The organism is Psychrobacter sp. AT9 (assembly GCF_047272965.1).
Classification (GTDB): Bacteria; Pseudomonadota; Gammaproteobacteria; order Pseudomonadales; family Moraxellaceae; genus Psychrobacter; species Psychrobacter glaciei.
The window spans coordinates 1,855,954-1,880,041 of record NZ_JBKOTW010000001.1 but is presented as its reverse complement, the minus strand read 5'-3'; the positions used below and the strand labels follow the sequence as shown (position 1 = coordinate 1,880,041).

Below are 24,088 nucleotides of genomic sequence, written 5' to 3'. Positions count from 1 at the left end.
ATTTTTCTGTTCCGATATTTGTTTATTTTAGGAAGCTGCCATTATGGGTCGTTATATCTTAAAAAGATTACTGTTGATATTACCGACGCTATTTTTGATATTGCTGGCGAATTTTGTGATTGTGCAAGCGGCACCTGGAGGGCCTGTTGAGCAGCAAATGGCGCTTATCGAGCAAGGTGCAAAAGACAATGCGCTCGGTGGTAATATTGGCGCGGGCAGTGCAGGTGGTAATGACAGCACTTATCAAGGGACGCGTGGTCTCTCTGAGGAGATGGTTGCTGCGATCAATGCCCAATATGGCTTTGACAAGTCTGCCCCCGAGCGATTTTGGCTTATGCTAAAAAACTATGCCCAACTGGATTTTGGTGAGTCGTTTTTTAAAGGCCAATCGGTGACTGATCTCATCATAGAAAAGCTACCAGTCTCAATCTCGCTTGGGCTTTGGAGCACGCTGCTGATTTATATGATAGCCATTCCGCTTGGAGTCTATAAAGCCATGCATCATGGCTCAGGGATTGATAAAGTCACTGCCATGCTGCTTGCTATCGGACATGCGATACCCGTGTTTGTATTTGCAGTAATTTTACTGGTGTTCTTTGCTGGGGGCAGTTACTGGAATATTTTTCCTCTACAGGGGCTAACGTCCGAAAACTTTGACCAATTAAGCACACTTGGTAAAGTGAAAGATTATTTTTGGCATTTGGCCTTACCGCTGTTGGCAAGTACGGTTGGTGGGTTTGCTGGCTTGACCTATCTAACCAAATTCAGTTTTTTAGAAGAGCTCGGCAAGCAATACGTACTTACTGCACGTGCCAAAGGTTTAGGAGAGCGGCAAGTGTTGTATGGGCATGTGTTTCGTAATGCCATGTTAATTATCATCGCAGGTATTCCAGCTGCTATCGTTGGGATTTTCTTTGCCGGTAATTTTCTCATTGAAATTATCTTTAAGCTTGATGGTTTGGGATTGTTAGGTTTCGAAGCCATTCAACAGCGCGATTATCCAGTGATATTCGGCACACTGTTTATTTTTACTTTGGTCGGACTGCTATTACAGTTAATCAGTGATTTGAGTTATCACTTAATCGATCCTCGTATTGATTTTGAGGGGCGCTAATGTCAAGTCATCCATTACCTTCAACGCCTTCATCTGCATCTCCTGTCTCTATGCCAAAAAAACGTCGGCTGAACCCTATCTGGCAAGCACGCCTAAACCGCTTTCGCCAAAATAGGCTTGGGGTGATATCACTGTTTGTTTTTGCGGTGATATTTGTCATTTGTATGGCGGCCAATGTCATTGCCAATGACAAGCCACTGCTGGTGCAATATCAAGGCGACTATTACTTTCCTGTATTAAAAGCCTATCCTGAAACGACGTTTGGCGGTGTGTTCGAGACCGAAACCAATTATAAAGATCCTGCGGTGCAAACGCTGATTGATGAGCAGGGCTTTTATGTGATGCCGCTTATTCCGTTTGCCGATCAGACGCCGAATGTTGAGTTGGGTCTGCCTTATCCAGCAGCACCAAACGCTCAGAATTGGCTTGGCACTGATGACATGGGGCGTGATGTGCTGGCGCGGATACTTTATGGTATGCGGGTATCGTTATTGTTCGGTCTAGCACTGACGCTCGCGGGCGCATTAATTGGTATTATCGTCGGTGCAATACAAGGCTATTATGGTGGCTGGGTGGATCTAGCAGGGCAGCGCTTCATGGAAGTGTGGGGCGGTATGCCTCAACTGTTTATGATTATTATTTTGGTTAGCTTATTCAGCCCCAGTATTACGATGTTATTTGGGTTAATGCTGTTATTTGGCTGGATGGGTCTGGTTGGTTTGGTGCGGGCAGAGTTCTTGCGCGCCCGCAACTTTGACTATGTGCGAGCCGCGCGCAATCTTGGGGTGTCGGACAGTCAGATTATGCTAAGACATATCTTGCCCAATGCCTTAGCGTCAAGCTTGTCGCAACTACCGTTTATCTTAACGGCCAATATTATTGCTCTGACCGCGCTGGACTTTTTGGGATATGGATTACCGCCCGGCTCACCGTCTCTAGGTGAGCTGATGGTGCAAGGGAAAAACAACCTTGATGCGCCTTGGCTGGCTTTGTCAGGCTTCTTTAGTTTGACTTTTATCTTGTCATTGCTCATCTTTGTAGGCGAAGCGCTGCGTGATGCGTTTGATCCGAGGCGCTCTTAATATGACCATGATTAATAAAAAAAATAGCACGTCGAATGAAAAGCTCGACCGTGTACAAGATAAGCTCATGTTGACAGTAGATAGTCTAAGTATCACAACTGCTACAGGCGTCCAACTGGTCAACGAACTGTCTTATGAGCTGCGGCAAGGGCAAACCTTGGCCATCGTTGGTGAGTCTGGCTCTGGCAAATCGATTGCCAGTCTTGCGCTATTAGGTCTACTACCAGATAGTTTAACTATCACGGGTGCGGTTCAGCTGGCAGGCACAGCAGGCATGTCTAAATTACCGGTAGCCAATGACAAAGGGCGTAATGCTGCACTACGACCTATTCGTGGGCAGCGTATTGGCATGGTGTTTCAAGAACCGATGACCGCATTGAATCCATTACATACGGTCGCCAAACAAATTGCCGAATCACTGCGTCTAAGCGGCGTGCCAAAAAAGCAATGGCGAGCAACCAGCATCGCTTTGCTAGATGATGTCAATATTACGGATCCTGCTGACAAGTTGAACCGTTATCCACATGAGCTATCAGGTGGTCAACGTCAGCGAGTGATGATTGCCATGGCATTAGCTCAGCAGCCTGATATCTTAATTGCCGATGAGCCGACTACTGCGCTTGATGTCACTTTGCAGCACGAGATTTTGGCACTATTAGATGATCTTAAGCGACAGCATGATATGGCAATGATATTAATCAGTCATGATCTCAATCTGGTCAGGCGTTACAGTGATGAGGTCATCGTCATGCGCCAAGGCCAAACGATTGAGCAAGGGCAAACGTCAGCGGTATTTAGTCAGCCTAAAGCGGACTATACGCGTACGCTTATTCAGCAAGACTTTGGTCAAGCCTTAACTATAGTAGATAATAATGCAGACAAGCAATCAAGCGTACTAGAAGTGAATAATCTAAAAGTACAGTTCCCGATTGAAAAAAGCCTATTCGGTGGTACAAAACGCTGGTTCGATGCGGTAAAAAATGTCGATATGACGTTACAAAAAGGACAGGCACTGGGCATAGTCGGTGAGTCTGGCTCTGGCAAAACCACCATCGCACTCGCACTCAGTCAATTACTGAGCAACCAAGCACGTGTGAATGGGCAGATAGTCGTCAATGGGCAAGACCTCTCAGCATTGTCCAAGAGCGAGCTGCGTAAGTTCCGCTCACAGATTCAGATGGTGTTTCAAGACCCATTTGCCAGTATCAACCCTCGTATGACGGTTATGCAAATTATTGAAGAAGGGCTATTGGTACAAGGCGTAGACAAGGTCGCGCGCCAGCAGGCAGTCATGGAGAGTCTGGCTACTGTGCATTTGCCGGCGGATTTTGTGCAGCGTTATCCGCATGAGCTGTCAGGTGGACAACGTCAACGCGTGGCATTGGCGCGCGCATTGATTATGAAGCCGAGTCTACTCATATTGGATGAGCCTACCTCGGCGCTGGACAGTACCACGCAGGTAACAGTGGTCAGCTTACTACGTGAAATCCAAGACAAACTGCAAATCAGCTATGTTTTTATCAGTCATGATTTAAAAGTAGTACGCGCACTGTGTCAGCACATTATGGTATTAAAAGAAGGCACATGCGTGGAGTATGGTCACACTGAAAGTATGTTTAATAACCCACAGCATCCATATGCTCAGCAGTTATTAAAAGCGAGTACCACTTAACAGGAACTAAAAACGGCTCAAAAATCAGAACATACCAGTTCATAATAATAGCGACATCCTAAAAAATGCAGTGGTACAATAAGTTTAGACACTCGTTTGCTCTATCGATATATTTTTGTGACCCATATATTTACCTATTTTGGCATCGCTTATCGTTAGCGGATCAAAATGGTCATCATTGCCATTAGAGCATTATTAAAAAAGGATTTTTTATGCCCAGTAAAAAGCAAAGCAGTCTTTCTAAATTAGTAAATAACAATCCATTACAGCACGCTGGTTACTTGGCGGTTGCCAAAACGCGCGCCAAAGTGCTAAAGGCCTTTTCTTATGTGATACCGATAAGAAGACCGATGCTATTCGTCGGTGAGACTGCCTGTGATGAGATATGTGATATGCTCATTAACGAAGGCAGTACCAATGTATTTATCGTCACTGATGCAGTGTTAAATAAACTGGGTATACCTGCCAAAGTCACCGATTATTTAGATAGTAAAAGCATCAGCTACCAGCTCTATGATGGTATCACGCCAGACCCTACTTTTAAGGTCGTCGAAGAAGGACTACGCAAATCAGTTGACTCTAAGTGTGACTCGATACTGGCCATCGGTGGCGGTTCAGTCATTGACGCGGCTAAGATGATTGCGATGTCGCAGGGTAATAACTGTAAACCTAGACAACTTATCGGTATTCTCAAAGCAAGAAAACCTTCTATGCCATTGTATTGCATTCCTACTACCGCGGGTACAGGCTCAGAGGCAACGCTTGGTGCAGTGGTATCAGACGATAAAACCCATCAAAAAGCCTTGTCTATCGACCCAAGAATGGTGCCATTAGCTGCAGCTATAGACCCAGTTATTATGAAAGGTATGCCCGCGCACATCACAGCGGACACTGGTATCGATGTGTTGACACACGCGCTTGAAGCGTGGATGAGCGTAAACGCAAGTGTAGAAACGGATTACTATGCGGCCTCAGCTGTCAAATCAGTCATGCACTATCTACCGCTGGCCTATAAAGATGGCGGCGATCTAAAAGCACGAGAAGAGATGGGTATCGCCGCTCACTACGGTGGTATAGCCTTTAACAAAGCAGGCCTCGGTTATGTTCATGCTATTGCTCACCAATTAGGGGCATATTATAGTATTCCTCATGGTCGCGCGAATGCCATCGTTTTGCCTTATGTGCTGGACCTAAATCGTAAAGCGAGTGAAAAACGACTGGCAGCATTGGCGAAGAAGACAGGCATGGTCAAACATGGTCAAGCCAGCAGTGGCAACGGTGCGATAGCAGATAACTTAATCGCCCAAGTACGAGAGTTGATCAAAAGTTTAAACATTGATCCAACGGTTAAAGGCATGAAAACCAGTGATTTTGACAGTATTGCTAAAGCCGCTGCAAAAGAAGTCAGCGATACTTATGCAGTTCCGACTTATATGCCAGCGTCTGGTATCAAGGAAATCTTGACCAAGATTATGCAAGCCAGTGAAGGTCGTGCTGATAAAGATAAAAGTAGCGATAAAGCAGCATAGACTATTGTAGTCTGCTTATAATCATCGACTGATAAATTAAAAAAAGTCTATTGCCATAAGGTAGTAGACTTTTTTATGCAAAATAATTGGACGTGCTGTACATATATATATAACAATATAGGAATACTTCGGTGAGACCTAGAGGTTATGATAGTTAAATGAAATCCTTTTAGGAGATAGTTATGAATCGTATATTACCGTCTAAAGTCATTGGGTTAGTGATCATGGCGAGCAGTGCTTTTTATGCAGGCTGTGCCTCGACCGAAACCAGCCCTACTGTGAAAGACACCACCGCTGCTAACCCTTATGCACCGACAACCCCAGGATTGGCAGTGGCTACGGTTGCTGGTGGGTGTTTTTGGTGTGTGGAAGCAGGCTATGAAAAAATACCTGGTGTGGTAGAAGTAGTGTCTGGCTATACAGGTGGCAGTGCTGAAAATCCAACCTATAAAGAGGTATCAGCAGGTGGCACAGGTCATACGGAAGCGGCACAAGTATACTATGATCCTAAGAAGATTACTTATAACGGTATAGTACAGGCGCTATGGAGAATCGCTGATCCAACTGATAATAAAGGTCAGTATGTCGATCGAGGCACGCAATATCGCCCCGCTATTTTCTATAATAATGCCCAAGAAAAGCAAATAGCAGAAGCTGCCAAGCAATCACTGCAAGACTCTGGTGTATATGAAAAACCAGTAGTGATTGAGATTGTTCCTGCCAGCACCTTTTATCCGGCAGAAGAGTATCATCAGGATTATTACAAAAAGAATCCGCTACGCTATAAGGCTTATACTTTTAATTCTGGTCGATACCAGTTTATCGAAAGCGTCTATGGCAAAGATTATGAGCTAGATTTCAACCAGTTCAAACCCACTGCTAGTAGCGTACAGCAACTAACATTAAATGAGTCGTCAACCCCTCAAGCAAGTGCTGGCTTCAATCCAAAGACATTTGTGAAGCCAACACAGGAAACGCTGAAAAACTCGCTGAGTGACATTCAGTACAAAGTCACTCAAAAAGAGGGTACCGAGCGCGCATTTGATAACGAATATTGGGACAATAAAGCACCAGGGCTATACGTCGATGTGATATCGGGCGAGCCACTGTATTCCTCTCGTGATCAGTTTAAGTCTGGCACAGGCTGGCCTAGTTTTATCCGTCCGTTGAGCGCTGACGTGGTCGTCGAAAAAGAAGACCGTGGTATTTTTTCAACCCGTACCGAAATTCGCAGTCGCTACGCTGACTCGCACGTGGGTCATGTATTTGACGATGGTCCAGCCCCAACGGGTAAACGCTATTGCATGAACTCAGCGGCAATGCGCTTTATTCCACTAGCCGAGATGGAAGCCGCTGGTTATGGCAACTGGGTAGATGATGTAAAACCAGTTAGCTAAGGCTGGTTTACTACGCGCTACTAGTATTTCTGTTTTAAAAATATCTAAATTGCATAAAAAAAAAGGACACTTGATAAGTGTCCTTTTTTTATTTTTAATATTCTAAAATACCATTTTAAAATGCCGGTTGGCGCTTAGGTACAGCACCCAAAAACTCATTTCGTGCTTGATTATCATGAACATATTCGCCCAGCATCGCCGTGCTTCGTGTGGTTGAATGCTGCTTATTGACACCGCGCATCATCATACACATATGCGATGCATCCATCACTACGGCTACACCGCGGCAGCCCGTCACGTCCATAATGGTTTGTGCCACTTGTTCACTTAAGTTTTCTTGAATTTGTAAACGACGGGCAAACATATCTACGATACGCGCAAACTTTGAAAGTCCTAATACTTGTCCATTCGGTAGATAGCCAATATGTGCAACCCCATGAAAAGGAAGCATATGATGTTCACATAGCGAATAAAACTCAATGTTTTGCACCAGCACCAGCTCGCGGTTGGTCGATGGGAATACTGCGTCATTGACCACTTCATCTAAGCTTTGATGATAGCCTTGGGTTAAATGAGCAAAGGCCTTTGCCGCCCGAATAGGCGTATCTTGCAATCCAGGGCGATCTAAGTCTTCGCCAGTTGATTCAATCAGTTGGCGATAAGATTCGGTACTTTCTTTATAATCTGGGGTTATGATGGGAGTGTTACTCATAGGTTTGGCAGCCATCCAAAATGTGGGTGTAGCTTAACGTTGAATCCTATCATGTGAGGATTCTTATAAAAATTATGCAAGCTGGGAAGGGCTGTGATTATACTCGAAATCTGCTTAACTTCATACTGCTGTGGCGAGCAGTTGAGCGTTTAATCGCAAGAGGGGTGCCGATTATGCCATCGAAACCACAATGGCAATTGTGTTTAATGGCTGACTTTTTGAAAATAAGCAGTAAAAAGATAACGGTATATGGGTTTTATTATCAACGTTGCCTGCTAAAATATGCCGACCATCATTAAGGGTCAGCATCATATTTTGATATGAGTGTATTTGAATAACGGCATTCAAGTACAGTTTACGACTGTTTACTTAAATCAATTCATGTATAATGGGCCATCTTCTGGTTTACATTTTTTATCACTTGCTACTTCTCACTTAAAAACTCTAAATAAATATCGATTCTAGATAATTTCTATCGATTCAAAAAGGAAATATTATGCTACTTCAAGGACAAAGATTCGTCGTCACTGGCATCGCAAGTAAGCTCTCTATCGCCTGGGCTATCGCAGAAGCGTTACACCGTGAAGGGGCTTCGCTAATCCTGACGTACCCAAATGACAAAATTAAAAAGCGCGTTGATATGGCCGCTGAAAAATTCGAAGCAGATTTAGTACTGGAGTGTGATGTTGCCTCTGATGAGTCTATTGCTGCTTGCTTTGAGCAAGTGACTGCCCATTGGGGTGATGGTATTGATGGCGTGGTACACGCTATTGGTTTTGCACCGATGGATCAGCTGAACGGGGATTTTGTTAGCGCCACGACGCGTGAAGGCAGTCATATCGCCCATGATATATCGAGCTACAGTTTTGTCGCTTTGGCTAAAGAAGCTCGTGAATTATTAGCAATGCGCCATGGCTCTATGTTGACATTGACTTACGAAGGCAGTATTTCAGTATTACCAAACTACAATGTTATGGGTATGGCAAAAGCCAGTCTTGAAGCCAGCGTGCGTTATCTAGCGACCTCTATGGGCGGCGAAGGCATACGTGTTAATGCTATATCTGCAGGACCTATTCGCACGCTTGCTGCCAGTGGTATTAAGTCTTTCCGCAAGATGCTCGATATCAGCGAAAAAATCGCACCACTGCAGCGTAATGTCAGCCAAACAGAAGTGGGCAACGCGGCTTTGTTTTTACTATCACCTTGGGCATCAGGTATCACTGGTGAGATTATGTTTGTTGATGCTGGATTTAATACTGTCGCCATCAGTGAACAATTAATGATGCTTGATGAGCCACAGCAGTAATTATTCAAAAAGTCTTAATTGGCATTTATTGTGTTTTATGAATTCTTGAGAACTATAAAAGCCATAAGAGCCATTGGTTATGATAAACCCTTAGCGTAATGACAGAGAAGGCAGCCAACCGGCTGTCTTTTTTGGTTATACTACGGGCTTTTCGGTAACAAGCCTTTAGGTGGTGGATATGATAACCAAATTACCAAGGTGGATACTGTGGGGCGGGGCTGTACTGGCATTCAGTGCGGGCTGCCTCAATACGGCAGCGTTGATGGGATTTACCAATTTGTCCGTCTCGCATGTCACAGGCAACGTGAGTCTGTTTGCTGCTGCTATTGCTCATTTTGATGCCCGCAGTATTTTATATATTGGCGCGTCGTTGTTGTCATTTTTGGCAGGGGCAATATTGAGCGGTTTTGTCATTGGGCAAACCTCATTGAAGTTAGGACGGCGCTATGGCACTGCGCTTTATATTGAAGCAGCGTTATTATTGCTCAGTTATTGGTTATATCAGCAGCATGATTATCTAGGACAATTGGCGGCGGCAATGGCATGCGGATTACAGAATGCGATGGTGGCGACCTATAGCGGCGCTGTTATTCGTACCACCCATTTAACCGGTCTAACGTCAGATATGGGTGCGGCTATTGGTAATTGGCTGGCAGGACGCTCGATCAGTAAACCGACATTGGGTTTTCAAGCGATTATTTGGTATTGCTTTTGCGGTGGCGGGGTAGTGGGCGCGTTTTTATATGCCAAGACCGGCTATGGCGCGTTGTTTGTACCGATCACTATCGTACTGACAGCGGCATTCGTCTATAACTATGCCTCAGATCATCTGCCAGAACAGAGACCACCACAACTAAAAAAGCGCTTATCATCAGATAAGCGCTTTTAGGCTATTTTTTATAGCTATTTATACCGAATTATTTATCGTCTTCTGAGTCATGGTCTTCATGTTCGTGCATACCTTGCATCATATCTAGGGCAGAATCATCCGTACGCTGTTGGTCTTTTTTATCGAGACCATCTTGGTTGATATCTGTTGGTGCCATCTTCGTGGTTGCGTCTGTTTTATTTGAGTCTGTCATAGCATGCTCCTGATTATTTTTATTGACTGCCAACGAAGAGTTGAATAGTAAATATTCATTGGCGTTTCATTTTTATTCTACACATCAAGTATGTGATAGCGCTACCTCGTTGTACATATGCGATGTGCGCTTGTTTAGTGACGATATGTAACGGAACATCATTGGGGTTGCCATTCAACTACATAAATTTCTTAGTAGGATAAGGTTATCGTTAAAAAGTTATCGTTAAAAAACAGTCACGATTCAAAATCATCTTTATATTTTAGTTTTTTATAACGTCTTTGAGGACAATAAGGATATGTTATGTCAGAGCAAAAGTTAGACAGCCATCTTCCTAATGATGGCAATGAGTATTTGTTTACCGATACCTTTCCGAAAGGAACTGGCAAAGGGCTGATACTGGTTATTATCGCTGCCATTGTCAGTATGATTATTTATAATGTATTGCCTTTTGATATCAATGCCAATAAAGGCTTGGCCATGCTGTTCTTTATCGGCGTGTTATGGCTGACAGAAGCACTACATGTGACCATTACTGCACTATTAGTGGTGGTAGTTGGTGCGCTAATTGGTATTCCAGAATTCGATGCCGAAATCGGTTTGCAGAGCTTTGCTAATCCAACGATTTACTTATTTTTTGGTGGTTTTGCTTTGGCTGCCGCCTTGCATGTACAGCAATTGGACAAAAAAATTGCACTAAAAATCCTGTCTATGTCAGGTGGCAAGCTTGGTACAGCTGTATTTTTAATCTTTGGGGTCACTGCATTTTTGTCGATGTGGATATCGAATACTGCCACGGCTGCGATGATGCTGCCCCTTGCACTCGGTATTCTGACGCAGGTTGACCGCGAAAAAGATCGTGGTACGTTTGTGTTTGTATTATTGGGTATCGCTTACTCTGCCAGTTTGGGTGGTTTGGGTACGATTGTTGGTTCACCGCCTAACGCCATCGCGGCAAAAGCGCTTGATATTGCGTTTATCGATTGGATGAAATTCGGTATTCCAATGATGTTAGTGCTATTGCCGTTGTTGTTAGGCGCAATGTATTTGTTCCTGAAGCCCAATCTTAATCGTACGGTCGTCCTTGTCGAAGAAGAACCTATTGAGTGGAATAAACCTCGGGTAGTGACGATTATTGTCTTTATCGTGACAGCATTGAGTTGGATATTCTCCAAAAAAATCGGTGCGGCACTCGATATCACTGATACCGATGCGGTCATTGCTTTGTCAGCAGCAGCAGCGGTGGTGAGTTTGGGACTTGTATCGTGGAAGCAAGTCTCTGACAATACCGACTGGGGTGTGCTAATGTTGTTCGGTGGTGGTATCGCACTATCAACAATTTTGAAAGTTTCTGGTGCCTCGTTGGTGCTGGGCGAGACGGTCGCCAATGCGCTGTCCTCGGCACCACTTATTATTGTGATGATTGCGGTATCGGCATTTATTATCTTCTTGACAGAGTTCGCTTCTAATACTGCCTCTGCCGCGTTATTAGTACCAGTATTCGCTGCTATTGCTGAACAGATGGGTTTACCACATGAAGTGTTGGTACTGGTCATCGGTATTGGTGCCTCTTGTGCCTTTATGCTTCCTGTCGCCACACCACCAAACGCGATTGTATTTGGTACGGGGCTTATCAAGCAGTCAGAGATGATACGGACGGGTATTATTCTTAATATCATCGCTACTTTTGTAGTTGGGCTGTGGGCGTATTTTTTCCTAATTTAGCCTTATAATAAGCTGACTATAAATCCATGACACCCGATGTTTGAGTTACTCTCAAGCATCGGGTTTTTTGTTTCTTTTTAGGTTTAATGACTGTATAACATAACTAATAACGGTATAAGATTTCTCTTTTTTAACGACAATCTGTCTGATTTTTATCACCTTGATTTAAAATGAGGACATGTTCTAACAATAATCAATAACGTCATCTCATTAAACGGATTTAATAAAAATGGCAAAACGTCTAACGAAAATCATGGTCTTTATTGTTTTGGGGCTGCTTGTTTTATTGATAGCTTTAATCGCACTTTATTGGGCGGCTGATAAAAGCGTCGCCGACCTAGAGCGCTGGCAACTACCCAACAGTGAGTTTGTAGACGTGCAAGAGATGCAAGCACACGTTGTACGGTCAGATAAGTGTGAGATGTTTCGTAACCAAGCCAAAATTAATGAAGCAGTTAACGCTAGCACATCGCTACCGAAAACAGTGGTTTTACTACATGGTACTTCAGCAAGTTTGCATACGTGGCAGGGCTGGACGCATGAGTTAAGTGATGACTATTGTGTCATCAGCATGGATCTGCCAGGGTTTGGCTTGACTGGCCCTTATACCGATGAATCTACTCAGTATGACAGTGCCAATTATGCTAAGTTCGTCATTGATGTGCTTGATCATTTAGAAGTGGGTCGCGTGACGTTAGCAGGAAACTCGCTGGGTGGTAAAATCGCGTGGCGTACTGCGGCATTGTATCCTGAGCGGGTTAATAACCTTATATTGGTCGATGCAGTTGGCTACCCTGCAACACCAAAGCAGGTGCCTATTGGTTTTAAACTGGCGAAATACCCCATATTGACTCCACTGCTTAGCCGTGTGCTACCGCGTGATGTTGTGAAAAAAAGTATCTTAAGCGTCTATGCGGACGACAGTAAAGTTGATGAGGCTTTGGTGGATCGTTATTACGATTTGACCTTACGTCAAGGCAACCGTCTGGCACTAAACCGACGCTTGCTGGAGATGGATAACACGGCAAACCAAGCACAAATCAAACAATTAAATTTACCAACCCTCATCTTATGGGGTGCGCAAGATGACCTAATTCCAGTAGAAAATGCCAAACTGTTTCATCGAGATATCGCTAATAGCCAGTTAAAGGTATTTGATAATTTGGGACATGTACCACACGAAGAGGATCCCGTAGCGACGGTTAAAGTCGTAAAGCAGTTCTTGCTTGGTGAACAAATAGATGAATAATCCAAAAAATAAACGAATAACGATAATAGCCGTTATTTCCGACATTCATAGCAATGTCTTCGCACTTGAAGCTGTGTTGGCTGATATCAAACGTCGCGATATCGATCAAATTGTCAATCTGGGTGATATTTTATATGGACCGATTGCCCCTAAAGATACCTATGCGCTTCTAATGGCGCATCAGAACGATATCATTACGATTCGAGGTAATCAGGATAGACAGATTTATGAAGCGACAGCGGCAGATATTGCTGATAACGCAACCATGGCTTTTATCCTTGAGGACTTACCCAAAGCGGCTATTGAATGGATGCAGGCTTTGCCGTTTGATTATCATTTGAGTGAAGATATATATCTATGCCATGGGTCACCAACGGATGACATGGTATATATGCTCGAGAATATCGAAACAGGGCAGCCGATAGTACGTGATGATGCAGATATTCTGGCACTGCTTAACGGTATTGAGAGCGCCGTTATCATCTGTGGTCATACTCATATCCCACGTACCGTTACGCTATCGACAGGGCAAATGATAGTCAATACAGGTAGCGTTGGTTATCCAGCCTATGAAGATGATTTGCCTATCGCTCATAAAATGCAAACCTATTCGCCCCATGCCAGTTACGCGCTTATTAAATGTATTGATGCTAAGCAAGGTACTATACAAAGTACTAAGCAAGATACAAGCTGGCAAGTTGAGCATATCAAAGTGCCTTATGATTATGAAGCTGCGGCTAAATTGGCTGCAATGAACGGTCGTGAAGATTGGGCGTTTGCGCTAAGGACAGGGCGGGTATTATAACTATAGGAATGGTCAAACTGCCTTTAGACCAAGCTGATAACATTGAGTAGACTAACGATGGATTTTATATATTTAATAAGGACTGTGTAAGATGCCAACACTATTTATGGTGCAACTTGGTGGTCGCCCAAAAGGTCGTTTGATTGAGCAGCATGACATGTTTTTTGGCGTGGCCAATCAGGTGAGCGAGCTAATAGAGGATATTAATCACCATTGGCCTGAAGTCAAAAATAAATGGCACATTGACTCGTATCGCGCTATTACTAAGGTTGGTAATCACTCGATAAAATTAGTTGAATCAGCAACTAGTGATGGTAATAATGGTTTAAAACTGTTTTTTATTAATTTAGGCGGCTATCAGCAGGGCAGTTTTGAAGAGTTTCATTATAAACTACTTATCGTTGCTGCCACTCAAGCCGATGCTGTCAAACAAGCCAAACAGAGTGCATTCTATAAAGAGTTTACTTTCAAAGATAAAGATTCACCTTTCGACGCCGCGTCGCATATTGATGATAAATTTGCGGTGGATATCGATGATATTTATAACGTTAATGATCTTATCTCAAACGTACAGATTTTAATTGAACCTATTGCTCATGATAGTCATGAACTTGCAAATACCGATGATGATAAAAAGTACGTCGGTTACCTCAGTATTAAGAATTTAAGGAAGTTGACATAATATGGCTTTAAATATGTACTTTAAGAACGGCATAATTCGCAAAACGCGCTACCAAATCTCTGATGAGCTAGTGCCCGCCCTATATCAGATTCATGACAATGGCAGTTTTCCGCAACTCACTTGGCTAATTGATAATCTGTATGACAATCCGCAGATTCAACCTGACACTGCTCAAGCATTGGCTGATGAAATGGTAGGGTTTGAAAAGTTAATACTCTCGCTACACCTACCTTTCCCTAGGGTGCCACTACAAAAGATGCAGAACTTCTTTATGCAAGCGGCTGCTAGTCAACAGGTTATTCATACGAGTAGCACGTTGTAATGGCTGTACTGTTTTCATTTAAGAATCACGTTAGAGTATTTAAAATCGATCATAAAAGGGGATCATCTTTTCAAATACTGGTGTACGGTTTTCTGCTACAACCTTATTTGATTTAGTATCGATAATTTGAATTTGACACCCAGTATCTTCAGCTTCTATCTTTTCACCCATAAAATTCGTTTTACTTCTAAAGTTTTCGCTGGTTGTATTACCTTTTAGTAAGTAACTTCCATTGGGTACTAGGGTAGCCTCTACGTTAACAACGCATAATATTGGCCAATCGCCTAGACCTTTGACCATTTTATGCTGATAAGAGAATCTTAATTTTTTACTAGCCTCAAAAGTATTTATTTCGTTGAAAGTACCTCGCTTACCCAAATTCATGTAAACAGTTTCAGCCTGACCATTAATTGCAAGGGCAATAGAGAGAGGGCTTGGTACTAATTGGATGTCAACTCTTTCAGCATAACCTTTGTCAATGAATCGAGTAGGGCTATAAAATGATGCTGGGTCAATCTCGTAAGCCAGTGTTGCTGTATCAGCGTTTCTAGGAGGCTCATAAGGTTTTGTGCTCAAACACCCTGTAAGGGTAATGGCTAACACAGATAATAAAGTAATCTTTTTATATAAGAAAATGGACATAATATGTCCATAGTTGAAGGTTGTAGAGTAATCAGGGACCATTATTTTAAATGACATTTGTCTGAATTACTAAACTTAAATTTACAATATGAATTTTATGCCTCGCCAACAATTATCATAAATGCAAATGTAATCCATACAAACCCTTCTTGAATCGCACTGGAAATATCCCCATAATCAAACCACTTATAAACAATAAATAGCCTAAGCAAAATATGCCTAATACCTCTGAAGATGCCTCAAATTTAGCAGACAATGATTTTTCTGAGAATTTAAATAACGTAGCTAGTGATTTAGCTGAAACAAATGATATAAATAACTTTGCAGAACTGCCCGTACTGGCAAAAGACAGCTATTATCTAAACCGCTTAGAACGTGAGCTGGCGCGGGCTGTTGTTGCTAAGAATAAGAAATCAGATAACAACGCGAACGAGAAAAACGATAAAGCAGAAGATATTCTTGCCAAAAAACGCGCACAATATGACAAAATAAAAACCCGCTCGCAGCAAGCAGTGCAAGCGCGTATCAATAGCATTCCTCAGGACTTGCCAGCCAAATTAAACCTTGATTTACCTGTCAGTCAGCGAGCAGAAGATTTAATCCAAGCAATTATTGATAACCAAGTCATTATCATTGCTGGTGAGACAGGCTCGGGTAAGACCACTCAGTTACCGAAGCTGGCAATGTTGGCAGGTCGCGGTATTACTGGGCAAATAGGGCATACGCAGCCAAGAAGATTGGCAGCACGGAGTGTGTCGAATCGTATCGCTGAGGAGTTGGGCGAGCAGTTAGGTAATACGGTTAGCTTTAAGATTCGCTTCAATGAGCAGGGTACAGCGCAATCGGTCGTTAAGCTCATGACCGATGGTATCTTGCTGGCTGAATTAGGACATGATCGATTTTTAAGTAAGTACGACACCATTATCATTGATGAAGCCCATGAGCGTAGCTTAAACATTGATTTTATTATGGGTTATTTGAAAAAGCTATTACCTAAGCGTCCTGATCTAAAAGTCATTATCACTTCTGCAACGCTCGACACCAAACGCTTTAGCGAATACTTCAGTCGTTATGATAACAAGCTAAAACGCAACGTAGCCGCACCGATTTTTAATGTCGAAGGGCGCAGCTTCCCCGTTGAAGTTCGCTATCGTCCGCTGACCGATGAGCCGGTGACCAGCTCAGACGATGACAGCTACGATGATTTTGAAGAGAATCTGCCGCGTGCGGTCGTGGCTGCGGTAGAGGAATGCTTTAGCGACGCCCAAAGCAAAGGTCATGCTGATCAAGCGGATATCTTGATATTTGCCGCGACCGAAGCAGAGATTCGTGAGACACAAGAGGTGCTAGAGCGTCATGGCCCGAAGCACACCGAAGTGTTGCCTTTATTTGCGCGACAGACGTATGAAGAGCAGCAGCGTATTTTTCAGCCGTCCGGTCGCGGCAGACGTATCGTTATCGCGACCAACGTGGCTGAGACAGCGCTAACCGTACCCGGTATTCGCTATGTTATCGATCTAGGCTTTGCACGGATTTCACGCTATTCATATCGTTCACGCGTGCAGCGTTTACCGATTGAGGCGATTTCACAAGCGGCTGCCAATCAGCGTAAAGGTCGTTGTGGTCGTGTCGCGCCGGGTGTTTGTATTCGTCTTTATAGCGAGGAGGACTTTACTGGTCGCCCTGAGTTTACTGAGCCTGAGATTCTGCGTACTAACTTGGCCTCGGTTATTTTACAGATGGCCAATCTGCGTTTAGGTAGCGTTGATGATTTTGAGTTTATTGAGCCACCCGATAGTCGTCTAGTTACTGACGGTCACAAATTACTTGATGAGCTAGGGGCAATTACGGCTAAAAGCGAAGCTGTCGCCTCTTCTCAGACCAACAAGCCAAAAGCAAAAAAAGGTCTCGATCATTTAAGCCTGACGCCTACTGGTCAAAAGATGGCACGTATGCCAATTGATCCAAGGCTGGCACGTATGCTGGTTGCTGGTTCTGATTTTGACTGTATTCGTGAAATGCTTATCGTGGTCGCTGCGCTCGCCGTACAAGATCCACGCGAGCGTCCTGCCAATAAACGTCAACAAGCGGATCAAAAGCATGCAGAATTTCGCCAAGATGACTCAGATTTCTTATTTTATCTAAGTCTGTGGAAAGCCTTGTTTGAAACCGATGAAGATGGCAATAAGCTCTCTGGTAATCAACGTAAGCAATTTACCAAGAAAAACTATCTGAGTTTTCCACGAGTGCGTGAATGGAGTCAGACTCATCGCCAGTTGGTGCAAATGGTCACCGACCTCAAGCTTACGGATGTTAAAGAGGCAAAAACTACGGATACGTTAGAAAACGTGACTAACGATCCAACAGCGATTGATGATGAAGAAATCAAAGCGGTCAAATATGCCAATTTACATCGCGCATTATTAACAGGTCTGTTGTCTACCATCGCCCACAAGACTGAAAGTCGTGGTGAATATCTAGCGGCGCGCCAGCAAAAAACCAAAATTTTCCCAGCGAGTACGGTATTTAAACAGATACCACCGTGGGTCATGGCGTTTGAAGTTGTAGAAACCTCGCAAGTCTTTATGCGTACTGTTGCCAAAATTGAACCAGAATGGATTATCTCAGCGGCAGGTGACTTATTAAAGTATCACTACTTTGAGCCGCATTGGTCGAAGAAAACGGGACGTGTCAAAGCCTACGCGCAGATTAGTTTATTTGGTCTAATTATTATCAGTAAGCAGCTGACCAATTATGAGCAAGTCAATTTAGTTGAGTCACGAGAAATCTTTATCAGAGATGGTTTGGTCACTGGTAATTTGGGTCGCCAAGCGCCATTCTTGCAGCACAATATGGACAAAATCGCTCATGTTGAGCGTATCGAAGACAAACTGCGCCGTCGTGATTTATTGGTCGATGAAGAGACGCTGTACCAGTTCTACGACAAGAAAATCCCTGAGCATGTCGCCAGTCGTAAGGCTTTTGAAGATTGGCGTGCCGAGGTTGAAAAAACTGATACCAAGCATCTTTTCTTCACCGATGACGACGTACTCAATAGCCAAGCACCGACCACAGGTGACTTTCCAGAAGTGTGGCAGCTGGGTGATTTAAAATTACCACTACGCTATATTTTTGATCCTGCGAGCGATGATGATGGAGTGACTATTCGCGTGCCGCTTGTGGCGCTACCGCAGCTAGATGCTATCGAGCTGTTATGGGGCGTACCCGGTTGGCGCTTTGAGTTGGTCTTGCAATTACTTAAGTCACTGCCAAAAGATATTCGCCGTCAAATTGTGCCGATTCCCGATACTGCCGATAGTTTATTTGATGAATTGCAACCCGCTGGTGGACAAGGGTTGCTTAAGCAGCTTTGCCAAGCCTTAAACCGTCGCGGCATTATGTCGGTTACAGCCGACAATTTTAACCCCTCTGCCATTGATCGCTATTTGCAGCCACAAATCTGTGTGGTCGATGATAAAAATCACATTATAGAAAAAGGTCGCGACCTCCAGACGCTACAGATTCGCCACGCCTCTGAGACCAGACAGGCTGTGAATGAGCAGCAAGGCGCGCATACCGAATTCCCTGAGCATTTTGCCTTTAGCAAAAATCATCATAGCGCAGGCGTGGTGATGAAACAGTTTGCTGCTTTGGTCACTGATGAAGCTGGTGAGGCGGTATCGATCCATCAGTATACCGATGTCAATGCCGCATTGCAGGCGCACCGTATTGGGGTATTGACCTTAATCAAAGGCAAGCTTGGCGCCAAGAAAAAACAGCTGACCAGTCAAATTGATAAGATATTCAAACTGGCATTTGCGCCCCTTGGCGACATGGAAGCCTTAAAGACCATTGTTATCGATGCGACGCTAGATGCCGCTTTAGAAGAGCACTATATTTTATTTGATCATAGTGAAGATTTGCCAGAGAGCGCTGATGATATCGCTGTTGGCTTAAGCGAGGAGCTGCCGTTCACGCCAGAGGAGTATGGGCAAACACTTGAGGTTGTGTTGAGCAACTTCTTATTGACTGGTCAAGCTGTCATAAAAACTCTCAAAAACGTCTACACTCGCTGGCAACGCATTCGTCAGAGTTTGCTCATGCTCGATCGAGAGATCTTTGGTGAGTCTATCGAAGACATCGAGGATCAGTTGCAGGACTTGCAACTTGCCAACTTTGTCTATCATATGGATTACAGTCAATGGCAGCAGTATCCGCGCTATTTAGAAGCGCTGGAGGTTCGCATTGAGCGCCTTGAGCACAATATCGAAGCCGACCTAGATGGTGTCTATGCGCTGGACTTGCACATGGAGCGTCTGGCAGGTCGCGCCAACAATGAGTCTATTAGCGAGTACCGCTGGATGGTCGAGGAATATCGTATTCAACTGTTCGCCCAGCCCATGAAAACCCGTATGGCGGTATCACCGAAGCGTCTAAGCAAGATGTGGGATAAAGTGAGTTAAGGCTCGATATGAGTGTTAAAGCTTGCTAATTGACAACATATGACCATTGTATTGTATAGCCCTTTAGTTTAGTCGATAATATTTGATTAAATTAAAGGGCTATTATTCTTTTATACTAGGGCGTGTCCTAAATTCAAGCGATTGTATCTAAATGGGCTAAATTTTGCTAAACATTGTCAAATAGCTGATTAGGGTCTGTTGAACATTCAAATATTAGGACTGCTGCTCGCTAAAATTGCCTCAAACTAGGCGTAAACCGACGATAATGTCGAGACCTTAACTAGGTTTACAACAACGTTTGGAGTGATTTTAGCATCAGCCTTTCAGGGCAGGACTATTTTTTGCCAATATATGGCGAAATTGTCTAACCTAGAATGACTAGGCGTCAAAAATTTCACTGCGTATTGTCTACAAAATAGTCACTGCCAGTACCACATTTGAATGTTCAACAGACCGTAATATCCCGATATTATTTGCACTATTTTCCTCGTTTGACTGCAATTTATCTCATTTTTATAACCATGTTCAAAATAAGGACACGTCTTATACTGAGACAGTAAAGGTAGCATTAGTTCACCTTTGCTCTAGTCAATCCAGAGTCACTAATTAATCCAAAAAAATATAGGTATAAGAAATTGAGTGTAAGCGATACATGAGTATGGTTAACGAAGTTGACGCTGTATTAGTTTCGACGATTCAGATTTCTTTTTACCACGCCCATGCTATAAGCCAAAAAAGCAATAAATGTTAAAAAGACGATAAAAGGGGTAAGCAGCCATATCGTAATATTGATGAGTAAGGGCGATAAGAAGCCATCAAACATATCGAAATCGAGCCTTAAAGAGTCACTCAATACGTCAATTGCCCGCTTGGAAATCGGGAAGAGCAATGTGCTTAGCGCTAACATATGGTTATATTTACCAAAATCAGGATCTGTCATTAATACGGAAAAGTAAAAGACCGAGTAAAAGACAGTACTTAGTGTCCAGCATTTGAGTGTGTAACTGAAACGAATCATAGTACCTCCTCACGAAATATGCTTGTGATTAACCTAGGAATAACGGTGTTTTAATAGCCCTAAATGCATAAATTATATATATGTTATATTATGAATATATAGGGTAAGTCAACTGTTATTTTCTGGATTAAAACATTTCGTAAATAATTCGATTGGGACGTCTAAGTGTCTCCTTGATATGAATACGCAGAGTAATAAAACGAAGTCAAAAGCTACGCTGACCTAGAAGACAAAAGTCATCAAGGTCTGAGTGTTATTTTATAACGTGTGCGCCAGATTATTAGATGTATCAATTAAGCTCACTGCTCGGACTGACTCCAAACAAGCGCTTATATTCACGGCTAAATTGACTGGGGCTTTCATATCCTACCTGCATGGCGACTTGTGAAATTTGTGATTCACCACGTTGAATAAGCTGCCTCGCTGCCATCAAGCGTAGGCTTTTTTGGTATTGCAGCGGACTTAATTGAGTGATCTCTTTGAAATGCTGATGAAACCCTGAGACACTCATACCACATTTACTGGCCAGCTCTTCGATGATGACGGGTTCACTCAAATGCGCTTTGAGCCAATCCGTTGCTTGGCTGATACGATGCGTATGACTGCCATTAACGACGAGCTGCCGCAATTTATTGCCTTGCTGTGCTGAGAGTAGTCGGTAGTAGATTTCTTGTTGAATTAATTTAGATAAAAAATCGAGATCGTTTGGATAATCGAGCAAGTTGATGAGTCGTTCAAAGGCGGCAAGTATCGTATTATCCAAATGCCATTTTATACCCAGATGCTTTTCTTCTGTATTTCGTGCGGGCGGTATCTGGGCCAATATTTCTCTAATCATAGCAAGGTCTAACTTCATAGACAGCACAATAACAGGCTTGTCTACTGAGGCATGTTTGACATGCATGCTCAGGGGAATGTTTACAGGGCAAAACATCAAATTGCTATTATCAAAATTTTGGCAGTCATTCCCTAAATAAATCTCTCGCTCACCTTGCAATACAATACAAATACTAGGCTCTTGAATATAGCTGACGGTTCTATTGGGTCTATCTGCACAGTAGAAAAATAAACCCGGAATAGCAGACTCGATGGTCTGATTCTTGGGCAGTATGTTAAGTAGTTGCGCAATCGTTGTTGGCTGCATCATAGTTATCTTAGATAAAGGGGTGTTGATTGAAAGTTTATAAGCTTGGTGTTTCTCGGATCAATATTTTTTATAGTATATCTTTGATGTAATGAATGGCTTAATCATATAATTATTTATAGGATTAGGCAAGAATTCTGGAGGGTTGTTCTAACGCTTTAAGCTGAGAGTGCCTATAATAACTCCATTGAAACAAAACAAGCATGACTTCTAATAACATCAAACAAGGAATATATTATGAAAATTTTCTATAAAACTCGCGCAACAGCAACCGGTGGTCGTTCTGGACATACAGGCTTGGATGATGGCTCATTAGGCTTTGATTTGGTCTCTTTTCAAGAGCAAGACAAAGAGGGTGTTAATCCAGAGCAGCTTTTTGCGATGGGCTACGCGGCCTGTTTCGATAGTGCCTTGAACCTGACGGCGCAACAAATGAAACTGCCGATCACCGCTTCGAAAACCTCTACCCAAGTTGGTATTGGTATGAAGCAAGATGGCAGCTATAACTTAGATATAGATTTATACGTTGAAGTGTCTGGCATTGACGAAGCACAAGCGCAAACATTGATTGAAACGGCTCATCAAGTTTGCCCGTACTCCAATGCCACGCGTGGTAATGTTGATGCACGCTTACACGTGACCGTTGTCTAATATAAGTTCTATGCAGTAGAGCGATTATAGTTTTACGCTAATAAACCAATAATCTCTTACTAGTCAGCGTAAATCTCCAAAAAAACGCCAGTAGCTTAAGTTACTGGCGTTTTTTTGTCATCGATAAATATGATTTTCAGATAAAGTTGCAATAGCAAGAAGTGATACTATTCACAAAAATTAGAGTAGCAAGGAAAACGAATATAAGTACTACGCATTGTAGATTAAGCGAGTTTGACACAGCTAATCGTACTTTTTGGGTTTGGTATGATCAGTATGTTTAAAATGAGGACATGCCTTACTGATGCGTATTGTCTGGAATTACTATCATTTTTACGCCACCCCAAGTGACCAATACGATGCCAAGAGCAATTAAGGAAGCTCCTAAAAACAGACCCTCTGGTGGACTTTCTCCCTGCAAAAAGATGGCTACCGGCACGCCAACGATCGCACCTACTGAGCCCAATAAACTTAATAGCACGGGACCGCCTGTTTTTTGCAATAAAAACAGCAATAAAAATTGTCCAGCGAAGATAAAGGCTTGTAGCACAATCAACCCAATAGGCAGTAATGCTCCCGTTGGCACCGCAAGTGAGAAGTTCGGCAAGGTGCCAACCACACCTAAAAAGATAGCCGCTGCGATTAACATGCCGGGTGCCAGCGAACTGGGCGACGCCGCATTTGGCCAACGCAAGGTACGATAGATATTCCCAATCGCTAGCAAAACAGGGCCACACAGCGCGAGTAAAATCCAGAAAATACTGGCATCGGGAGCCGAAAACTTGCGTATGGCTAAGACACCCACACCGCTCAGCGCTGCCACCACGCCCATAGCACGAACGACATTGAATGTTTCCATACGCATAAATAGCGCGCCAAGATAGGTGAGCAATGGTGGCAAAGCGATAATTAAAGCGACAAAACCTGCACCAACTTGTGGAATTGCAGAAAATAAAATCAAGTTGGAGCCCGCAACACTGACAAGAGCAGCAACCGAATAGTATTCTAAACTACGGACAGTTAGCGGCGGCAAATCATGTCGTAAAATCGCCACGGCTGATAGTAGAAACGCTGCACCAGTAATCGACCAAAAAAGAAAGGCGAGTGGCGATAAGCCAATTTGCCCTGCCGCTTTCGCTAGATTGGTGGAAATACCTATCAAGGCGCCACCAGCCAACAGGCATGTTAACGGGACAAGCCAAGTGTGTCTTTTATAAAATGAGTTGTTATTGGTTGATTCACTCATGAACTACCCTAGTAATAAGTAATGAAGCCGATTATTAGGACGTGTTCTCATTTAGCCGCTTTCGTTTAGATTGAGAACACGCCCTAGATAGAATATCATTATTAAAGACACGGTAGCCAAAACCAGTTGAGTATTTATGAGTATATTGGCTGTCACATAGTCATAACCACACATAAAAAATGCCAGTAACTTATGCTACTGGCATTCTTATTTTTGATGGGTATGACATAGAGTCAGTCATTTTATA

20 protein-coding genes are annotated in these 24,088 nt (G+C 43.3%); 14 read left to right on the top strand and 6 right to left on the bottom strand.

Annotated features, from left to right (window positions below):
- The first annotated feature begins 43 nt into the window (after nt 1–43).
- The 5 genes from ACMFL8_RS07860 to msrB all read left to right on the top strand — a co-directional run bounded on the left by ACMFL8_RS07860 (nt 44) and on the right by msrB (nt 6,794).
- The gene (locus ACMFL8_RS07860; RefSeq protein WP_210539471.1) at nt 44–1,114 is read left to right on the top strand and encodes a microcin C ABC transporter permease YejB; all 1,071 of its coding nucleotides are present in this window, start codon (nt 44–46) and stop codon (nt 1,112–1,114) included.
- Between the two features lie 50 nt (nt 1,115–1,164).
- The gene (locus ACMFL8_RS07855; RefSeq protein WP_373299613.1) at nt 1,165–2,196 is read left to right on the top strand and encodes an ABC transporter permease; all 1,032 of its coding nucleotides are present in this window, start codon (nt 1,165–1,167) and stop codon (nt 2,194–2,196) included.
- Nucleotides 2,197–2,203: 7 nt separating this feature from the next.
- Nucleotides 2,204–3,868, top strand: a complete 1,665-nt coding sequence (locus tag ACMFL8_RS07850; protein WP_413191385.1) for an ABC transporter ATP-binding protein — start codon at nt 2,204–2,206, stop codon at nt 3,866–3,868.
- A 212-nt stretch (nt 3,869–4,080) separates the two neighbouring features.
- Nucleotides 4,081–5,397, top strand: a complete 1,317-nt coding sequence (locus ACMFL8_RS07845; protein ID WP_413190621.1) for an iron-containing alcohol dehydrogenase — start codon at nt 4,081–4,083, stop codon at nt 5,395–5,397.
- Between the two features lie 182 nt (nt 5,398–5,579).
- Complete coding sequence (gene msrB, locus ACMFL8_RS07840) at nt 5,580–6,794, top strand: peptide-methionine (R)-S-oxide reductase MsrB (RefSeq protein ID WP_413190620.1); 1,215 nt, start codon at nt 5,580–5,582, stop codon at nt 6,792–6,794.
- 115 nt (nt 6,795–6,909) lie between these two features.
- Here the strand turns inward: msrB and folE are convergent, their stop codons facing one another.
- Nucleotides 6,910–7,506, bottom strand: a complete 597-nt coding sequence (gene folE / locus ACMFL8_RS07835) for a GTP cyclohydrolase I FolE (protein WP_010196233.1) — start codon at nt 7,504–7,506, stop codon at nt 6,910–6,912.
- 496 nt (nt 7,507–8,002) lie between these two features.
- Here folE and ACMFL8_RS07830 point away from each other — a divergent pair, with 496 nt between their 5' ends.
- On the top strand, nt 8,003–8,812 hold the full coding sequence (locus tag ACMFL8_RS07830) for an enoyl-ACP reductase (protein ID WP_010196229.1): 810 nt from the start codon (nt 8,003–8,005) through the stop codon (nt 8,810–8,812).
- Nucleotides 8,813–8,990: 178 nt separating this feature from the next.
- The gene (locus tag ACMFL8_RS07825; RefSeq protein WP_413190619.1) at nt 8,991–9,701 is read left to right on the top strand and encodes a YoaK family protein; all 711 of its coding nucleotides are present in this window, start codon (nt 8,991–8,993) and stop codon (nt 9,699–9,701) included.
- A 28-nt stretch (nt 9,702–9,729) separates the two neighbouring features.
- Here ACMFL8_RS07825 and ACMFL8_RS07820 read toward each other — a convergent pair whose 3' ends face one another.
- Nucleotides 9,730–9,894 (bottom strand): hypothetical protein, encoded by a 165-nt coding sequence (locus tag ACMFL8_RS07820; RefSeq protein ID WP_189581845.1) that lies wholly within the window; start codon nt 9,892–9,894, stop codon nt 9,730–9,732.
- A 303-nt stretch (nt 9,895–10,197) separates the two neighbouring features.
- Between ACMFL8_RS07820 and ACMFL8_RS07815 the strand changes: the two genes are divergently transcribed.
- The 5 genes from ACMFL8_RS07815 (at nt 10,198) to ACMFL8_RS07795 (ending at nt 14,677) form a co-directional block, all read left to right on the top strand.
- Nucleotides 10,198–11,619 carry an SLC13 family permease gene (locus tag ACMFL8_RS07815; RefSeq protein ID WP_413190618.1) on the top strand — a complete coding sequence of 474 codons (1,422 nt, stop codon included), beginning with the start codon at nt 10,198–10,200 and terminating at the stop codon, nt 11,617–11,619.
- Nucleotides 11,620–11,848: 229 nt separating this feature from the next.
- Complete coding sequence (locus tag ACMFL8_RS07810; protein WP_413190617.1) at nt 11,849–12,868, top strand: alpha/beta fold hydrolase; 1,020 nt, start codon at nt 11,849–11,851, stop codon at nt 12,866–12,868.
- Complete coding sequence (locus ACMFL8_RS07805; protein ID WP_413190616.1) at nt 12,861–13,673, top strand: metallophosphoesterase family protein; 813 nt, start codon at nt 12,861–12,863, stop codon at nt 13,671–13,673. The genes ACMFL8_RS07810 and ACMFL8_RS07805 overlap by 8 nt, the downstream gene beginning before the upstream one ends.
- Before the next feature lie 91 nt (nt 13,674–13,764).
- Complete coding sequence (locus ACMFL8_RS07800) at nt 13,765–14,355, top strand: DUF1543 domain-containing protein (RefSeq protein WP_413190615.1); 591 nt, start codon at nt 13,765–13,767, stop codon at nt 14,353–14,355.
- A 1-nt stretch (nt 14,356) separates the two neighbouring features.
- Entirely contained in the window at nt 14,357–14,677 is a 321-nt protein-coding gene (locus ACMFL8_RS07795) for a hypothetical protein (RefSeq protein ID WP_413190614.1), read from the top strand.
- Between the two features lie 39 nt (nt 14,678–14,716).
- Here ACMFL8_RS07795 and ACMFL8_RS07790 read toward each other — a convergent pair whose 3' ends face one another.
- Entirely contained in the window at nt 14,717–15,319 is a 603-nt protein-coding gene (locus ACMFL8_RS07790; protein WP_413190613.1) for a hypothetical protein, read from the bottom strand.
- A gap of 311 nt (nt 15,320–15,630) precedes the next feature.
- On the opposite strand from ACMFL8_RS07790, the gene hrpA reads away from it, so the two are divergent.
- Nucleotides 15,631–19,782: an ATP-dependent RNA helicase HrpA gene (gene hrpA, locus ACMFL8_RS07785; RefSeq protein ID WP_413191384.1), complete on the top strand. Its 4,152-nt coding sequence runs from the start codon at nt 15,631–15,633 to the stop codon at nt 19,780–19,782.
- A 682-nt stretch (nt 19,783–20,464) separates the two neighbouring features.
- Here hrpA and ACMFL8_RS07780 read toward each other — a convergent pair.
- Nucleotides 20,465–20,800 (bottom strand): hypothetical protein, encoded by a 336-nt coding sequence (locus ACMFL8_RS07780; protein ID WP_189581866.1) that lies wholly within the window; start codon nt 20,798–20,800, stop codon nt 20,465–20,467.
- Between the two features lie 289 nt (nt 20,801–21,089).
- Entirely contained in the window at nt 21,090–21,947 is an 858-nt protein-coding gene (locus ACMFL8_RS07775) for an AraC family transcriptional regulator N-terminal domain-containing protein (protein ID WP_413190612.1), read from the bottom strand.
- A gap of 234 nt (nt 21,948–22,181) precedes the next feature.
- Between ACMFL8_RS07775 and ACMFL8_RS07770 the strand changes: the two genes are divergently transcribed.
- On the top strand, nt 22,182–22,595 hold the full coding sequence (locus ACMFL8_RS07770; RefSeq protein ID WP_194618576.1) for an organic hydroperoxide resistance protein: 414 nt from the start codon (nt 22,182–22,184) through the stop codon (nt 22,593–22,595).
- A gap of 298 nt (nt 22,596–22,893) precedes the next feature.
- Here ACMFL8_RS07770 and ACMFL8_RS07765 read toward each other — a convergent pair whose 3' ends face one another.
- On the bottom strand, nt 22,894–23,841 hold the full coding sequence (locus ACMFL8_RS07765; RefSeq protein ID WP_413190611.1) for a DMT family transporter: 948 nt from the start codon (nt 23,839–23,841) through the stop codon (nt 22,894–22,896).
- Nucleotides 23,842–24,088: the final 247 nt, after the last annotated feature.

What these genes read in the sequence shown, in the direction of transcription:
- ACMFL8_RS07810 (WP_413190617.1), top strand. Translation starts at nt 11,849, where the DNA reads ATGGCAAAACGTCTAACGAAAATCATGGTCTTTATTGTTTTGGGGCTG.
- ACMFL8_RS07795 (WP_413190614.1), top strand. Translation starts at nt 14,357, where the DNA reads ATGGCTTTAAATATGTACTTTAAGAACGGCATAATTCGCAAAACGCGC.
- ACMFL8_RS07830 (WP_010196229.1), top strand. Translation starts at nt 8,003, where the DNA reads ATGCTACTTCAAGGACAAAGATTCGTCGTCACTGGCATCGCAAGTAAG.
- ACMFL8_RS07855 (WP_373299613.1), top strand. Translation starts at nt 1,165, where the DNA reads ATGCCAAAAAAACGTCGGCTGAACCCTATCTGGCAAGCACGCCTAAAC.
- ACMFL8_RS07815 (WP_413190618.1), top strand. Translation starts at nt 10,198, where the DNA reads ATGTCAGAGCAAAAGTTAGACAGCCATCTTCCTAATGATGGCAATGAG.
- ACMFL8_RS07845 (WP_413190621.1), top strand. Translation starts at nt 4,081, where the DNA reads ATGCCCAGTAAAAAGCAAAGCAGTCTTTCTAAATTAGTAAATAACAAT.
- ACMFL8_RS07780 (WP_189581866.1), bottom strand. Translation starts at nt 20,800, where the DNA reads ATGATTCGTTTCAGTTACACACTCAAATGCTGGACACTAAGTACTGTC.
- ACMFL8_RS07850 (WP_413191385.1), top strand. Translation starts at nt 2,204, where the DNA reads ATGATTAATAAAAAAAATAGCACGTCGAATGAAAAGCTCGACCGTGTA.
- ACMFL8_RS07825 (WP_413190619.1), top strand. Translation starts at nt 8,991, where the DNA reads ATGATAACCAAATTACCAAGGTGGATACTGTGGGGCGGGGCTGTACTG.
- ACMFL8_RS07860 (WP_210539471.1), top strand. Translation starts at nt 44, where the DNA reads ATGGGTCGTTATATCTTAAAAAGATTACTGTTGATATTACCGACGCTA.
- msrB (WP_413190620.1), top strand. Translation starts at nt 5,580, where the DNA reads ATGAATCGTATATTACCGTCTAAAGTCATTGGGTTAGTGATCATGGCG.
- ACMFL8_RS07800 (WP_413190615.1), top strand. Translation starts at nt 13,765, where the DNA reads ATGCCAACACTATTTATGGTGCAACTTGGTGGTCGCCCAAAAGGTCGT.
- ACMFL8_RS07790 (WP_413190613.1), bottom strand. Translation starts at nt 15,319, where the DNA reads ATGTCCATTTTCTTATATAAAAAGATTACTTTATTATCTGTGTTAGCC.
- ACMFL8_RS07805 (WP_413190616.1), top strand. Translation starts at nt 12,861, where the DNA reads ATGAATAATCCAAAAAATAAACGAATAACGATAATAGCCGTTATTTCC.
- ACMFL8_RS07820 (WP_189581845.1), bottom strand. Translation starts at nt 9,894, where the DNA reads ATGACAGACTCAAATAAAACAGACGCAACCACGAAGATGGCACCAACA.
- ACMFL8_RS07765 (WP_413190611.1), bottom strand. Translation starts at nt 23,841, where the DNA reads ATGAGTGAATCAACCAATAACAACTCATTTTATAAAAGACACACTTGG.
- ACMFL8_RS07775 (WP_413190612.1), bottom strand. Translation starts at nt 21,947, where the DNA reads ATGATGCAGCCAACAACGATTGCGCAACTACTTAACATACTGCCCAAG.
- folE (WP_010196233.1), bottom strand. Translation starts at nt 7,506, where the DNA reads ATGAGTAACACTCCCATCATAACCCCAGATTATAAAGAAAGTACCGAA.
- ACMFL8_RS07770 (WP_194618576.1), top strand. Translation starts at nt 22,182, where the DNA reads ATGAAAATTTTCTATAAAACTCGCGCAACAGCAACCGGTGGTCGTTCT.